This window comes from Marinomonas pontica (assembly GCF_026191375.1).
Classification (GTDB): Bacteria; Pseudomonadota; Gammaproteobacteria; order Pseudomonadales; family Marinomonadaceae; genus Marinomonas; species Marinomonas pontica.
In genome coordinates this window covers 25,441-41,115 of record NZ_JAODTL010000049.1, presented here as the reverse complement: position 1 = coordinate 41,115, position 15,675 = coordinate 25,441, and the positions used below count along the sequence as shown (strand labels likewise).

Here is a 15,675-nt window from a genome sequence, read left to right as displayed (position 1 = left end):
TATCGACCCCGTAGATTAACAAATTTTTTATTTAGCGTCTGATGTTTCCTCTCATATTCTTGCCCCATTGAGACAAAAAAAGACTCAAAAAAGAAAACACCCCAGATTCGACTTTACCAACCAAGTCACGCTATATAACATAAGGGGATATACTTATACCTAATAATTCAAAACGCTTATTTGTCTTTTAGGTGGCCTTTTTTCGCATCTATCCTGAGCACGCTTCATGAACAAGCTTGAAAAATACTTGCCAGCTTCGGCATGGATCAAAGAGTATTCACGATCTAAACTGCAAGCAGATATCCTGGCCAGTTTTATCGCCACTATTCTGCTGATTCCACAGAGTATGGGGTATGCCTTATTAGCGGGGCTGCCTGCTGTCGTTGGTTTGTACGCGGGCATCATTCCTTCTATTTTATATTCTTTATTTGGCACCAGTCGCACTCTGGCTGTAGGGCCTGTCGCCGTTACCTCCATGATGACAGCCACTATTCTAGCGCCCTTTACAGTATCTAGCAGCGATCATTATGCCGCTATCGCTATCATGTTAGCGTTTTTATCCGGTGTTTTTTTGATAATGATGAGTCTGCTAAAAATGGGCTTTTTGTCCAACTTATTAAGTCATCCGGTTATTTCTGGTTTTATCAGCGCTTCTGCTATTTTGATCGCCGTTGGGCAATTCAAACATTTAATTGGGGTACAAGCCCAAGGTAATAATCTTATTGAGTTGGGGCAAAGCATGATGCTGCATATTGAAGACATCAATATGCCGACTGTTATTTTAAGCATCATTTCCGTGCTTTCCTTAGTCCTTCTCAAACGCCATCTAACCACTACCCTAAGCAAGCTTGGATTATCGGAAAACACCGCCAATATGTTGGGTAAATCTGGGCCTGTCATCGTCGTAGTTGCTACTACCAGCTGCGTTGCTGCTTTTTCTTTAGACTCATTAGGCATCAAAATTGTCGGTAGTATTAACAACCATTTACCTACTATTCCTGTTGAATATTTCACGCTTGATACGCTAATAGACCTGTTACCGGGCGCATTTTTAATCAGCATCGTTGGCTTTGTCGGCTCTGTTTCTGTTGCTCAGTCCTTTGCCGCAAAACGCAAGCAAAGCATCAACCCGAACCAAGAGCTTGTTGGGTTAGGATTAGCAAATTTAGGAGCCGCGTTTAGTGGTTCTTTTCCTGTGACAGGCGGATTCTCTCGCTCCGTGGTCAACGTCAGTGCTGGAGCAACAACGCCTATGACAGGAATATTAACAGGGCTACTCATGCTTTTTACGCTGCTGTTTTTAACGCCATTGTTTTATTACCTGCCCACTGCCGTGTTGGCAAGCTGCATTATCACGTCAATCCTTCAACTAATTGATTTTAAGGACTTTACTCGGCTTTACCGATTTTCTAAACAAGAAGCATTGGGTCTGTTGGCCACATTTTTTGTGGTGCTGTTTATCAGCATGGAAACTGGAATCATTGTTGGTGTCTCGTTGTCATTGTTGTTCTTTCTTTGGCACACGAGCCACCCACACATTGCCGTGGTTGGTCGACTGCCAGGGACAGAACATTTTCGTAACGTAAAACGCTTTGATGTGGAAACAACGCCTAATATTATGACAGTTCGTATTGATGAAAATTTGTTCTTTGCGAATGCCAGAGTACTGGAAGACTATGTCTTAACCCTCGTCTCTCAACACAAGAACACAAGACATTTAATTCTGATGTGTAACGCGGTAAACATGATTGACGCGAGTGCATTAGCGAGTTTAGAAGCCATTGATGACAGATTAAAATCCGCAGGGATTACATTGCATTTGTCAGAAATCAAAGGCCCCGTAATGGACAAATTGAAAGGCTCTAGCCTGATCGAGAACCTCAGCGGTAAGGTTTTTTTACACAACATCAGGCGATAAACGCTTTAACGGAGCGCCAAGCAGAACTCACTTAGTCTGTGCTTGGCGTCCTTTAGAATATCAATTTATGGTTTTTTAGCAGACTCTTCACTAACAACACGAATAAGCTCTTTGTTGCGTACTAAAAGTCCCTCTCCTATTCCCTTCACACTAGACAACTGATCGACACTTTCAAAGCGGCCATTGGCTTCACGGTAGGCCACAATGGCCTCTGCTTTTTTCATACCCACACCAGACATCACGGCAGAAAACTGTGCGGCTGTAGCGGTATTAATGTCCAAGGGGGTCGCGGCAAACACGGAGAGCGGCATAAAAGCCAAAGAAACAACAAGAAGTGAACGAGCAATACAAACGCGAAAAATACGATTTACATTCGTCATAGAAACATCCTTTTTAAACTCTTTAAAAACGCAAAGACGGCATCATGCCAATAAAAAACCACTTTCCAAATCAACAATACAGTAGAAGTAGAAAGTGGTTTTAGAGTAAAAGCTTTTTTAACAAACTGCAACAGTCGACAGTGTGAATTAAACCGCCACACCCAACTCTGCATTTGCTTGAGTCAGCACAGCAATGGGATCTTGCGCTTGTGTAATGGGGCGACCTATTACCAGATAATGACTGCCTGCGGCCATGGCTTCAGCTGGTGTCATAATACGTTTTTGATCTCCCTGGTCCGAACCCGCAGGTCGAATTCCCGGAGTCACCAAGACAAAGTCTTTGCCCAAATCCGCAGACAACATACTGGACTCTTGAGCAGAACACACCACACCGTCCATACCGGAAGATTTAGCCAATGCAGCAAGACGCTTAACATGCTGTTCAGGCGTTGCGTCGATACCGATTTCAATAAGATCCGTTTGATCCATGCTGGTCAACACGGTAACGGCAATCAATAAGGTGTTGTGGTCCGTCAATTTTTGCAACGCATTCGCCGAGGCTTCCATCATACGACGCCCACCTGAGGCATGAACATTCACCATCCACACGCCCGCTTTGGCCGCCACACTTACCGCATTTGCCACGGTATTGGGAATATCATGAAATTTTAAATCAAGAAATACATCAAAATCTAATTTATGCAGTTCATCCAAAATGGCAGGACCCGATGTGGTAAACAGCTCTTTACCGACTTTGACTCGACACTGTTTTGGGTCAAGTCGTTTCGCCATCTCAATGGATTGCGCCATGGTTGGGTAATCTAGGGCAACCACTATAGGGGATTGGCAGCTCATTCAGTGTCCTCTTTCTTCAGTTTCTATCAATAATATGTTCGTATTGGCTGGATGGAGTTATTCACCTTCCAAACCATGAATCGGCTTAACAACACCCCAATTTTTACAACTCGGGCACTGCCAATGTAATTGGTGACCAGGAAAGCCGCATTGACGGCATTGGTATTTGGGTTTGACTTGAACCAGTTGATCTATGAGTTCAAACAAAACCACTAAATGCTGCTGGTTATATCCTTGGGAATCGGCAAGTTGCAAACTGATCAACTCTTTAAATCCCTTTATAGTCGGATGCAATCTCAGCTGCTCAACCAGGAACATCTCAGCATAATCTTTATCGGTTTCCATATAATGCTGAACCAGCGCCATAATCAGAGCCGTTGACGGCTTTTTCTGGTTCTGTTCCTGCAAAAATTTGATATAACCGCCGCTCCCCCATATTTTTTGGTAACAGGCTTTTAACTGGGGGATGATAATGGAGATAAACTCTGGGTCTTGCTCTACCGCATGTTTCAATTCTTTAATAGCATCGCGGTAACGGCCTTGATGGTTCAACACATCAGCAGCACCAATACTGGCCCGTATACAGCTAGAATCGACGTCTAATGCCTGTTTGTAATGCTGAAAAGCCGGTTTCCAATGCTCTTTTTTTTGCATTTCTTGCGCCATCTCACAATGAAAATGCGCTAGCCGCTTTATTTCTTTCTTACTCGGTGTTTCTTTAATCAACTCAGAGCCAATCTGAATCGCTTTATCCCAACTTTGTTCAAACTCATAAAGATCTACAAGCAACGCCAATATTTTCGGCTGAAATTCCGTTTTACGAGATGTCGAAGCCATGTTTAGCAACAAACGGCCAGCACGATCCAACAGACCTGCCGACATAAAATCACTTGCCAACTCCAGCTGCACCATACGCATTTCACGTTGTGATATTTCTGGACGAGCCAGTAAGCTTTGATGAATATTAATCGCCTTCTGAATTTCACCCTTTTTACGGAATAAATTGCCTAAGGTAAGGTGAATATCAAAGGTGTCAGAATTGACTTCTAATGAATCAACAAATGCGTCGATTGCTTCGGAGTGTTGGTCATTGAGTAAATGATTAAGACCACGAAAGTAGTCCGTTGGAATGCTTTTTTTGACTGATTTATTTTTTTTGGTCGGGCTTTTTCGGCCCATTGCCCAGCCAACAAAGAGGGCGACAAACAGAACCAAAAACAATCCCATTTCAGTCAACTCGATTACTCCTTCCCTACAGAAAGCTCTTTCGTAATAGAGGCTTTACGTAGTGCGTCGACTTCGTCACGGGCTTTTTCATATCGTCTCGTCAATACTCTGATCTGTCGTTCACTGCGCAAATACGCAACAGAACTTACCAAAAGAGCCACACAAGCCCCCACTGTAAAGGACAAGATAATATACAAGGCGACACTGAGTTCTGGCCCTTGCCAAAAGACAAGATCAAGAGGAATAAGTTGCGGATTACGGATGGCAAAAAACACACCAACGGCGAGAAAAAAAGTAACAAGAACGATGTAAATAACTCTCTTCAGCCATTTAAGCATAAAACAACCTACCAACATTAGAATGGCGATATTATGCCGTGATAGCTCAAGAATTTCGAGGCATAAGATGTAAATTAGTTAAGTTCATTAATCTCATCATCAGGCAAATTAACCAACTCTCTTAGCTCTTTACCTGGTTTAAAATGCGGCACGTATTTCGCACTTAGATCAACAGATTCACCTGTTTTAGGGTTTCTGCCAATTCTTGGCGCTCGATAATGCAGAGAAAAACTCCCAAAGCCTCTTATCTCAATGCGTTCACCATTCGCTAAAGAATCAGACATATGTTCTAGCATTGCCTTAATAGCTTGCTCTACATCTTTCACTGGCAAATGGGATTGCTGATCGATTAGCAGCTCTATCAGCTCAGATTTTGTCATTACTGTCCTCGCGACTATAATTTGATCACAGTGTAAGACTAGCTAAATTCAGAAAGAAAGCAATAAGTTAACGTATTTTAAGGCCGTTTTTACTTATTTTATTCCATGGAAATAGAGAATATTACGAATGGACTGCTTCCACAACTAGCATAGAAGCACTCTAGCTTTTATAATATCGCCAATATTTACCACATTGGAAGAAATTATAATGAGCTATCACAATATCCCTGCAGGCAAAGATGCGCCAAATGACATCAACGTAATCATCGAAATTCCAGCTCAAGCGAACCCAGTAAAATACGAAGTTGACCATGATATGGACGCGCTTGTTGTTGACCGTTTTATGACTGCGCCAATGTTTTACCCTGCTAACTACGGCTACGTAAACAACACGTTGGCAGACGATGGGGACCCAGTTGACGTATTGGTTATTACACCGTACCCAGTGGTTCCAGGTTCCGTCATTCGCTGCCGTCCTGTTGGCGTATTGAACATGTCTGACGAAGCTGGCATGGACGCAAAATTGGTTGCCGTTCCTCACGAAAAACTAAGTAAAGAATACGGTCACATCCAAGACGTGAACGACATTCCACAATTGCTACGTGATCAGATCGAACATTTCTTCGAAAACTACAAAACCCTTGAAAAGGGCAAGTGGGTGAAAGTAGAAGGTTGGGCGAGCGCAGAAGAAGCGAAAAAAGCCATCGTTGAAGGCATTGAAGCATACAACGCTCAGTAATTCGTTTGCTCTAAACGCGTTATTGAAAACAAAAAAACCGATCCTTGGATCGGTTTTTTTGCCTCTGACATCGTCCTAATTTGGCTTTCGCCTAAAAGAACTATTCTTGAGAGTCTAGAAAACGCTCCGCATCCAGTGCAGCCATACAGCCAGTACCCGCGGATGTAATTGCTTGACGATAAATGTGATCAGACACATCACCCGCTGCAAACACGCCTTCGATGCTTGTTTGAGTCGCGTTTCCGTGTGAACCAGATTGAACTTTCAAATAGCCATCGTTCATCTCTAATTGACCTTGGAAAATGTCTGTATTTGGCTTGTGACCGATCGCCACAAACAAACCTGCAACCGCGATGTCTTTCATTTCGCCAGTTTGGTTGTTTTTAATTCGCACACCAGTCACACCAGCATCATCGCCCAACACTTCATCCAGTTCAGAGTGCCATTCAATTTTTACATTGCCATTTTTGGCTTTTTCTAACAACTTATCAGACAGAATTTTTTCTGAGCGAAATTTATCTCGACGGTGAATGACGGTCACTGTTTTCGCGATGTTAGCAAGGTAAAGAGCTTCTTCAACAGCTGTGTTACCACCACCAATAACGGCTACATCTTGGTTACGGTAGAAAAAGCCATCACAAGTCGCACAAGCCGATACGCCCTGCCCCATGAATTTGGCTTCACTTTCCATACCAAGATATTGAGCACTGGCGCCAGTTGAAATAATCAAGGCATCACAAGTATAAACACCGCTGTCACCTTCCAAACGGAAAGGGCGGTTTTGCAAATCTACTTTATTTACGTGGTCAAAAATAATTTCCGTTTCAAAACGCTCAGCATGCTTACGCATACGCTCCATTAATTCTGGACCTTGCACGCCTTGATCATCACCTGGCCAGTTATCTACTTCGGTGGTTGTGGTCAACTGACCACCCATTTGCATGCCTGTAATCATCACAGGATTAAGGTTCGCGCGAGCGGCATAAACAGCGGCCGTATAACCAGCTGGGCCAGAACCTAAAATCATTAATTTCGCGTGTTTCACATCGCTCATGTCATTGCTCCTGTAAATGAATGCTTGCCCAACACCAAAAATGGCGGGCTAAAAATACTGTGGTGAATTCTAACGAAAATTCGCTGGAATACTTAGAGAAAAATATTAATTACTAAAATAGGGACTATCTATGAGTTTTCAAGCATCCCATTGTTTTCAATTACGCAAGCTGAACACTCTGGGTCCTGAGTTAAACGCATTTCACGCCAACTTCCCTCAAAGCCGTCAAAAAGTCTCAAAACGCCATGTTTAACCCTTCCGCAACCACTTGCTAACTTGAGCGCCTCTAGCGCTTGATACACACCTAACAAGCCAACCACAGGCGCGACAATGCCGCTTTCATTGCAACTCAACTGATGATCAGATAAAGAAGGATACAAACACTCATAACAAGGGGTCGATTCTCGACCATACAAAAAACTGACTAACTGCCCTTCCCAACGAATCGCAGCGGCACTGACTAACGGTTTTTTTCCTGTCATACAAGCACGATTAATCGCTTGCCTAGCCGTAAAATTGTCGGTGCAATCCAACACAACATCCGCGCGCTCCACTGCGTTTAACAGACACTCACCCGTTAAATTCTGCGCAATGGTTTCAACTTGGACGAGAGCGTTCTTACTCGCAATTTGCTTCGCTGCCGCATCAACTTTATTTACGCCGATCTGGTTTTCATCATACAGAACTTGGCGCGGCAAATTACTGCTTTCTAGTTGGTCGCCATCCGCCAAAATCAGCTGCCCCACTCCGGAAGTGGCCAAATACGTAGCCGCAATGTTTCCCAAACCTCCTAAACCAATCACCAAAATTTTTGCTTGTGAAAGGTTTAACTGTCCTTGAATATCGAAATTAGGCAATAACAACTGCCGACTGTAACGATCTAACTCTGCTTCGTTCATTTTCACCTTACTTTCTTGTTAGTTATCCTGCCCGACTGGTCAATTCTTTGCTAAACTCGCTACATTATCTTTATCCACGAGCATTACTATGAAGTTTCCCGGCAGACGCAAACTCAAACACTATTTTCCTGTATCTCAACCAAAGCCCGTTCTGCCGACATCGGAAGTTCGCCCCGATAAAGATACCTACATTGTTGGCTTGGACGAAACCATTGTCGATGTAGTTGCCAATGTCTCTGATCAATTTTTGGACACCTTCAACATCCAAAAAGGCTTATCGAATCTTGTCGATGCTGACACCGCTTCCGCTATTTATAGTGAGCTCACGGCACAAAACAGCATCTCAGACCATTTTGCTGGCGGCACCATTGGCAACACGATACACAACTACTCGGTACTGGCCGATGATAAATCTGTCTTGCTTGGCGTCATGTCGGCCAACATTACTTTAGGGTCACCAGCTTACCATTATATTTGCCATACCAGCAGCAAAGTCGATATGAATCACTTACAAGGCGTTCCCGGTGACATTGGTCGTGGCATTACTTTAATTACCCCAGATGGCGAACGCACTTTTGCTATCGCCCCAGGCGATATGGACGAGTTAGATGTTGATCACATCCCAGAAAACATCATAGCTGGCGGTGCAGCATTGGTCACTTGCGCGTATCCATTACGTCACCAAGGCAAACCCATCAAACAAGCCATGCTAAAAGCCTTGGAATATGCTCATCAGCATAACGTGCCAACGGTACTAACACTGGGTACAAAGCACCTTGTAGAAGACAACCGCGAAGAATTGCTCGAACTGATTAAAAACTACGTCAATGTTTTAGCAATGAATGAATTAGAAGCGGAAGCATTAACAGGCTTTTCGGATCCTCTGCAAGCCGCCAGTGCAATTTTAGACCATGTCGACATGGTCTTACTCACCGCCGGTCCAGATGGTATGTATTTGTGCGGTCATACTGATAACGACCTAAAACGCGAAACCACCAACCCAATTAAGTCTGGCAGCTTAGCCGATTTTAACCGCTGGGAATTCAGTCGCCCAATGTTACGCAAAGCCTGTAAACAGCCAGTAAAGGTCTTTTCTCATATTGACCCTTATATGGGTGGGCCCGAAAAAATCCGCAATACCAACGGTGCTGGTGATGGCGCATTATCGGCTTTGCTGCATGATATTTCCGCCAATCACTTTCACAAAGAAGCAATTCCAAACTCCAGCAAACATTTAGCTTCGTTTCTTGCGTATTCTTCTTTTGCGCAAATCTGTAAATATTCCAATCGTGTGAGTTATGAAATACTGGCTCAAAATGCGTCACGCTTATCGAAAGGATTGCCAGAGCGAGAAGACAGCTTAGAAGAAGCGTATTGGGAAAGATAAGTATTAACCACGATTTATAAACAAATCGCAGACATAAAAAAACCATGCTCAACGGCATGGTTTATTTGAATTTGCTTTAAAAAATTGGCTTTGAAAACCGTTTTCGGGCTTAGTTCATCGCTTCTATGCCAAGCGCTTCATTACGCTCAAACATACGGTTCAGCTCAAGTAAAATAACCAATTCTTCTTCTTTCTGATAAACGCCTTGAATAAACATCAAAGCTTCATCATTACCAACACTAGGGCTTTGCTCAATCTCACCTTGATACAAGTAGAATACTTCTTGAACCGCATCAACCAACAAGCCAACTTGTTCGCCGTCGTGTTCAATGATGATGATTCGAGTATCGTCTGTGATCGTACACTCAGGCAAACTAAAACGCACACGAGTGTCGACAACCGTCACGACATTACCACGTAAATTAACAATACCTAATACATAAGATGGTGCACCAGGAACCGGAGCGATTTCGCTATATCGCAATACTTCTTTAATCTGCATGACGTTAATCCCATAGGTCTCGTCAATCAGTTTAAATGTCAGGTATTGCAACAACTCACCTTTCTTCGTTTCCGACAAGGCGTTACCATTTTCTTTAATAGGCGCTAATTCAGACATGGCTCACATCCATATTCAATTTAATAAGAGTAATGTAGAACTCATCACAAGCTTTGTCTAGCTTAAACAATATGTGATGAGTCTACGAGCAAAGTTAAGTAACAATTAGTTGTCTTGTTGTATACCAACTATTGTCCAGTTTGCATTAGGCTCAGACATGTTCTTTTCCAAGTGCCAAATTTCATTGGTATCGGATGTCTGATCCCCCTCTTTAATCCAGCCAGAAAACTGCAAAGAAATGGAGGCAATAGAACCAATATATTCACCACGAACCAGTTCAACCATCAAGGAAATCACTTCGGTGCGAGGCTTGTCATCACCATGTGTTGCACGTTCTGCAACCAAGAGGTTGTAAAGTTCTGGGCTAACGTAATCCAAGATCTCATCAAAATTATTGTCATCCCATGCTTTTTGCAAAGCGATGTAATGATTTTTTGCTTCTGCGACAAAAGCTTGCTCGTTAAAACCAGGTGGTAGCTTAATCTCAGGCTCAGCACCAAACCCAGTCATACCGGACATTGGAGAAGGCTGAACACTATCACGAGTCGAATTTGGCATTTCGCGGAACATGCCATTTGTCCCTGCCGCGTTAGCTTGAGCAGCACGACGTTTTGGCGCGATGAAGAACTTGTAAATCAAGAAGCCAATCACAGCAAATAACAAAATATCGCCGAAAGAAATGCCATCAAATGCACCGCTTCCTAGCAAGGCCGCAAAAATACCACCCGCCAACAAGCCACCCAACAGACCGCCACCTAAACCACCTAAAAAGCCAGGTTTTTTAGCACCGGCCGCAGCAGCTGTAGAATTGGTTGTACTTGCTGGCGCCGCTTTCGGCTTAGACACAGAAAAGCTTTTACCAAAACTTTTGCCACCGCCAAACTTTGATTTTGCTTGTAAATCAGCGCTATAACCACCCGCGCCAATTGCCAAAACAAACGCCATGAACATGGCAAATACGGTTGTTCTCACAAAACTCTCCTTTATTTAAAATTGACCAAACCGACGGCACTGCGTAAGTCTGATATCATGCTACGTGCACGAGCTCGCGCTTTTTCAGCCCCAGCTTGCAGAATGTCTTCTACGTGTGCAGGATTGGCCATCAACTCAAGGTACTTTTCACGCGGCTCACTCAGTTGACCATTAACTAGAGCAAAAAGTTCCTTCTTCGCTTCACCCCATGCAATGCCGTCCGCAAAGTTCTGACGCATCTGCGCCGTTTGTTCAGGGGTAGCAAACGCCTTATAAATATCAAACACGGTAGAATCATCTGGGTCTTTCGCTTCACCAGGTTCTAACAAGTTTGTCTTGATCTTATTAATCCCTTTTTGCAGCTTTTTCTCAGTATCAAATAATGGAATGGTATTATTGTAACTCTTACTCATCTTACGGCCGTCTAGGCCTTTCAGAATAGAACCTTCTTCACCAACAACCGCTTCAGGTAAAACGAAGTGCTCACCAAATAAATGGTTAAAACGCCCCGCTATGTCGCGCGCCATTTCGATATGCTGAATCTGGTCACGGCCAACAGGGACTTTATGTGCGTTAAACGCCAAAATATCCGCTGCCATTAATACTGGGTAACAAAACAAGCCCATAGTAATACCAAAATCCGGATCTTGATCATTGGCAAGGTTTTCATCAACGGCGCCTTTGTAAGCATAGAGCGCGGTTCATCAACCCCTTAGCAGTAACACAAGTCAGTAGCCAGTTTAATTCGGCAATTTCAGGAATATCAGACTGACGGTAAAAAGTTGCTTTATCGGTATCCAAGCCACACGCTAGCCGGGTCGCCGCAATTTCTAAACGAGACTGTTTCACACGTTCAGGATCCTGACACTTGATCAACGCATGATAGTCCGCAAGGAAGAAGTAAGATTCCGTATTGTCTTGACGGCTTGCTTCGATCGCTGGACGAATTGCTCCCACATAATTACCTAAATGCGGAGTGCCTGTGGTGGTAACACCGGTTAAAACAATTTCTTTTGCCATTGTTGTTACTCTTTCCTACTAAACTGGATGTCTAAACTGTAAACGCCGCTTACCCTATCACAAAAAAACCATGGCAAGAATCGCACATTTCGATTATTTAGCCTGATGTTTTACAAGCTTTTTTGATGCGTTTCTCATTAGTGGAGGCGAATACATCAATATCAATCCCAAAGCGCGCTAACAAGCCCAGAATATCGCTGAATGCGTGTACTGGTTGCTGCCCGAATGAGTCCGCTCCCTCCCCACAAGGTGAACGATTTTTTCGCCCGAGTGATGCCTGTATATAGCAATTCTTTGGTCAAGACTGGCGATGGCGTCAAAGGCAGCAACAAAGCAACTTGATCAAACTCAGAACCTTGGGATTTATGCACTGTCATTGCAAATACCACTTCAAATTCACTCAAACGACTCGGCAGCAAGCCGGTAAAAGAGCCATCAGGCTGCATAAACCAGACACGAAGACGCTGAAATTCATCAGGCATACAAAGACCGATATCACCATTAAACAGCCCCAATGCCGCATCGTTTCGGGTTAGCATCACGGCTTTCCCTGGATACCAAACATGCGGGTCTTTTACTCGCCCACGCTGATAGAAGTATTGCTCTAGTTGCGCATTGATCTTCTCGACACCAAACTCGCCTTGGCGAACCGCGGTCAAAATCTGATAACGGGAAAACACCTCATAGAGCTTGGTAATGTCTAGATTCTGGCGCACCGCCTCCCAATAGTTATCGTAACCTTTAGCAAGAGTCGCAATATCAGCTTTAGTTTGCCCTTCTTCTGGTACTCGCCACTCTACATCGGCGTAATTAGATTGAAGACAACCCAATACCGCTTGGCTATCACCTGCGTTCATCGCTTTTGCCAAATGACCGATACCGCTATTCGCATCAAAGCGATAACTGGTGCGCAGCAATGTCAGCGCTCGACTTATTGGCGGTGCCGACGGATTACCAAACGGCGCCAGATTTTCCCCAGTAAGATAACTTAGTCGCTCAGCCCATTCTGGTTGAAAGTAAACCTCTTCGATGCCATAAGATAAATCCCCTAACACACTGCCCGCTTCTACCGAGGCGAGTTGATCTTTATCGCCTAATAAAATCAGTCGAGCATGAGGTGGCATGGCATCAATCAACTTCGCCATCATGGGCAAATCCACCATGGACACTTCGTCCACCAGCAACACATCCAGATGCAAAGGATTTTCTTTATTATGCTTAAATCGACTACGCCCAAAATCGCTACCCAATAAGCGATGTAAGGTGCTAGCTTGTTCAGGAATGGCACGTTTAATGTCATCGCTTAATGGCAAATCCGCTTTGGCCTTTGAGATGGACTCCGTCAATCGCGCCGCCGCTTTACCGGTTGGTGCGGCCAGCTCGATACGTAACAACCTACCTTCCGCAAATGATTGAGCCACCAGCAAGGCCAACAAGCGAGTCACAGTGGTTGTCTTGCCAGTTCCGGGACCACCGCTGATCACAGAGAAAGGCAAACTCGCCGCATTGGCAACCGCGACTTGTTGCCAATCCACTGTATCGGATTGGTTAGGGAATAGTTGCGCTAACAAATCGGCATTCACAGCATAAGGCGCAACAGAAAATTGACCTTTAAGATAATTCAGCACCTGTTGTTCATATTGAAAATAACGATACAAATACAAACGCGTGCCTGCCAATACCATAGGTCGTTCAGCTAAGCTTGTCGCAGAAGACACCAAGCGACTTGCTTGCAGAGATTCGCACCAAGCAGAAACGCTATTTACGCCGCTAGGATGTAATGCCGTTCGTAACTCGTCTAAATCAATACCTTCTGGCGGACGTTGCCAAATGGTCGCTAGATCGATACAAATATGCCCCGCACCAAGATACGCACTGCACAAAGCGCCAGCGATATAAACCGCGCTCTTATTGTCATCTGGATTGCTTTCTTTCGCATGTTGCGCCAGCTGCTCAATCCACTGGCAATCAATCGCTCTTAACACGCCCTTGGCTTGCCAAGCAGACAAACTGAATGACGTCGTAGCAGATGGACTTTCCTCAAGCGCTTTTTCATCAAGAGCGTCGAGCAAACCTAGCTGATTAGAAAAGTCCATATTGTACCGCCTCGTGATTTTCTGGCTTATCGCTTTCGCCACTAAACAGCTTGTCTAAAGCGGTAACATGCTCAAGACTTAAGCGGCTTTGGAAAACACCGCTTTTTGTTCAGGCTGCATACCGCGGAGAAACAAATACACCACGCCACCCACGTGTTTTTCGTAATCGTAGTGTGGCAAACGCTGCTTTAACAAGCGATGCAACGCCAAGGTATAAAGCTGATATTGCAAATCGTATCTGTGCTCGGCAATGGCATGAACCAATTCTCTCTGGTTCGTAATCAGCAAAGTCGTCGCCCAAATAGTTCGATTTATAATCCAACACGTAATAGCGCCCTTGGTATTCGAACAGCAAATCGATAAAGCCTTTTAGCATGCCTTTTAACGGACGATCCTGAATCATTGGCGCAACACGAGACACTTCATCGTGTTCGCGAGAAATACGATCCAATTGCAAAGCATTCATGCCAGTCACCGGAATAAAAAACTCCATCTCTTTTCGGCAAGCCGATGGCGACAAACTCCCTAAACTCATTCCCGCCATTAGCTCAGTATTCACTATGTCTGGCAGCCATTCGCTCAATACATCTTGCCATTCATCAAAACCCTGACGTTCATAAAAATCCGCCATTAACTTATGGTGACTGGTTTTTAATAAATCGTTAAAGCTCGGATTGCTCGATACATCATGAAGCGCTTTGCCTTCCAGTGTGTCATGCAAGAATGTCCCCGGCTTGGCGCCTTTGGGGAAAGTAAAGCGATTTTGCTCTGGCGCTTCTTGACTGTCTTTTACATCAACGTCTTCCGCCAATGGATCCAGCAAGCGTGTGGTTTCATCCAAGCCAGGCACACTTTCGTCGTGTTGCTCTTTGTCTTCTACCACCAGCGAGGAGTAACTTCCCACCCACCAATCTCGTTCCACGCGTCCGGTAAAGGCTCTTGCATGAGGCTCGGTCAATTGCGCCTGATCCATCTTGAAGCGCGGCAAACGCGGTGGTTCCTCAGGCAATTCCAGCAAGCCCATTTGTCCATTTTGGTAGCGCTCACAAAGACGTTCGATACTTGGGTACAAGTCACCAGCTTCCAGCGGCTCGCCTTCGCTAATCAAAGCGCCAACGCCACTAAGGTGAACATCTGATACAGCGCCATGGGATTTATTCGCGCTTTTACCCACTTCCATTGAACCAATAAAACACGCCTCTTTGGAACGCGTTAACGCCACATACGCCAAGCGAATTTCCGCTGCGTACAGTTCTTCCTTATGAAGCTCGGTTTGCGTTTCATCAGGATCAATAGCAATCCACAATTGCTGTTGCGCATCGTGATACAAAGCCGATTTTTCTTTATCTCGATATGGCGTAAACGCAAACGGCAAATACACGATGGGGTATTCCAAGCCCTTACTTTTGTGAATGGTGACAATTCGAACCAATTCCGCATCGGTTTCAAGGCGAATCTTTTGCTCGTCACTGTTGCCGTTCGGGTTTTGAATCGCCAATCTGAGATAGCGTAAAACCCCTTCTTTAGAATCCAACTCAAGGGACTTTTGCTGTAACTTTCTTCGGTTAAATGCAAAAAGTCGGTTAAGCGGCGTTCACCACCGGTATGGCTTAGCATGTTCGCCGCTAAAGCCACGTCCTGCATAAACTCGCGCAACATGGGTAACAAGCCTTGTTTGTCCCAGATTTCTAGATAATCACGGAAAGCTTGCCCCCATTTTTCGTACACGACATCGTCGTGATTCAGCGTGTCCAAGTCTTCCAATGACCAATCGACCAAACTGGTTGCCAA

General features: G+C 44.5%; 14 protein-coding genes and 1 pseudogene. 3 read left to right on the top strand and 12 right to left on the bottom strand.

The genetic code is table 11. From position 1 onward, the window contains the following. Positions 1-226: 226 nt before the first annotated feature. Positions 227-1,918: a SulP family inorganic anion transporter gene (locus tag N5P32_RS13480; RefSeq protein WP_265729550.1), complete on the top strand. Its 1,692-nt coding sequence runs from the start codon at positions 227-229 to the stop codon at positions 1,916-1,918. Between the two features lie 65 nt (positions 1,919-1,983). Here N5P32_RS13480 and N5P32_RS13475 read toward each other — a convergent pair whose 3' ends face one another. The 5 genes from N5P32_RS13475 to ihfB form a co-directional block, all read right to left on the bottom strand. After that, positions 1,984-2,298 (bottom strand): ComEA family DNA-binding protein, encoded by a 315-nt coding sequence (locus N5P32_RS13475; RefSeq protein ID WP_265729549.1) that lies wholly within the window; start codon positions 2,296-2,298, stop codon positions 1,984-1,986. A 147-nt stretch (positions 2,299-2,445) separates the two neighbouring features. Continuing rightward, positions 2,446-3,153, bottom strand: a complete 708-nt coding sequence (gene pyrF, locus N5P32_RS13470) for an orotidine-5'-phosphate decarboxylase (RefSeq protein WP_265729548.1) — start codon at positions 3,151-3,153, stop codon at positions 2,446-2,448. A gap of 57 nt (positions 3,154-3,210) precedes the next feature. Beyond that, positions 3,211-4,380: a lipopolysaccharide assembly protein LapB gene (lapB, locus tag N5P32_RS13465; protein ID WP_265729564.1), complete on the bottom strand. Its 1,170-nt coding sequence runs from the start codon at positions 4,378-4,380 to the stop codon at positions 3,211-3,213. Positions 4,381-4,394: 14 nt separating this feature from the next. Further along, a complete protein-coding gene (locus tag N5P32_RS13460; RefSeq protein WP_265729547.1) occupies positions 4,395-4,718 on the bottom strand; it encodes a LapA family protein in 324 nt (107 codons plus the stop codon). Between the two features lie 74 nt (positions 4,719-4,792). After that, positions 4,793-5,098 carry an integration host factor subunit beta gene (gene ihfB, locus N5P32_RS13455; RefSeq protein WP_265729546.1) on the bottom strand — a complete coding sequence of 102 codons (306 nt, stop codon included), beginning with the start codon at positions 5,096-5,098 and terminating at the stop codon, positions 4,793-4,795. A gap of 208 nt (positions 5,099-5,306) precedes the next feature. Between ihfB and ppa the strand changes: the two genes are divergently transcribed. Further along, positions 5,307-5,837 carry an inorganic diphosphatase gene (ppa, locus tag N5P32_RS13450; protein ID WP_265729545.1) on the top strand — a complete coding sequence of 177 codons (531 nt, stop codon included), beginning with the start codon at positions 5,307-5,309 and terminating at the stop codon, positions 5,835-5,837. Between the two features lie 100 nt (positions 5,838-5,937). Here the strand turns inward: ppa and trxB are convergent, their stop codons facing one another. Further along, a complete protein-coding gene (gene trxB / locus N5P32_RS13445; RefSeq protein WP_265729544.1) occupies positions 5,938-6,891 on the bottom strand; it encodes a thioredoxin-disulfide reductase in 954 nt (317 codons plus the stop codon). 128 nt (positions 6,892-7,019) lie between these two features. Continuing rightward, positions 7,020-7,790 carry a HesA/MoeB/ThiF family protein gene (locus tag N5P32_RS13440; protein WP_265729563.1) on the bottom strand — a complete coding sequence of 257 codons (771 nt, stop codon included), beginning with the start codon at positions 7,788-7,790 and terminating at the stop codon, positions 7,020-7,022. 88 nt (positions 7,791-7,878) lie between these two features. Here N5P32_RS13440 and N5P32_RS13435 point away from each other — a divergent pair, with 88 nt between their 5' ends. Next, complete coding sequence (locus N5P32_RS13435) at positions 7,879-9,177, top strand: inosine/guanosine kinase (RefSeq protein WP_265729543.1); 1,299 nt, start codon at positions 7,879-7,881, stop codon at positions 9,175-9,177. A gap of 109 nt (positions 9,178-9,286) precedes the next feature. Here the strand turns inward: N5P32_RS13435 and N5P32_RS13430 are convergent, their stop codons facing one another. The 5 genes and pseudogenes from N5P32_RS13430 to N5P32_RS13410 form a co-directional block, all read right to left on the bottom strand. Further along, on the bottom strand, positions 9,287-9,796 hold the full coding sequence (locus tag N5P32_RS13430; protein WP_265729542.1) for a chemotaxis protein CheW: 510 nt from the start codon (positions 9,794-9,796) through the stop codon (positions 9,287-9,289). A 105-nt stretch (positions 9,797-9,901) separates the two neighbouring features. Beyond that, positions 9,902-10,768: a Tim44 domain-containing protein gene (locus tag N5P32_RS13425; protein WP_265729541.1), complete on the bottom strand. Its 867-nt coding sequence runs from the start codon at positions 10,766-10,768 to the stop codon at positions 9,902-9,904. An 11-nt stretch (positions 10,769-10,779) separates the two neighbouring features. Then, positions 10,780-11,788 (bottom strand): annotated as a pseudogene (trpS, locus tag N5P32_RS13420) (tryptophan--tRNA ligase). 161 nt (positions 11,789-11,949) lie between these two features. Further along, on the bottom strand, positions 11,950-13,884 hold the full coding sequence (gene recD / locus N5P32_RS13415) for an exodeoxyribonuclease V subunit alpha (RefSeq protein WP_265729540.1): 1,935 nt from the start codon (positions 13,882-13,884) through the stop codon (positions 11,950-11,952). A gap of 109 nt (positions 13,885-13,993) precedes the next feature. Then, positions 13,994-15,280 carry an exodeoxyribonuclease V subunit beta gene (locus N5P32_RS13410; RefSeq protein ID WP_409371107.1) on the bottom strand — a complete coding sequence of 429 codons (1,287 nt, stop codon included), beginning with the start codon at positions 15,278-15,280 and terminating at the stop codon, positions 13,994-13,996. Between the last annotated feature and the right edge of the window lie 395 nt (positions 15,281-15,675).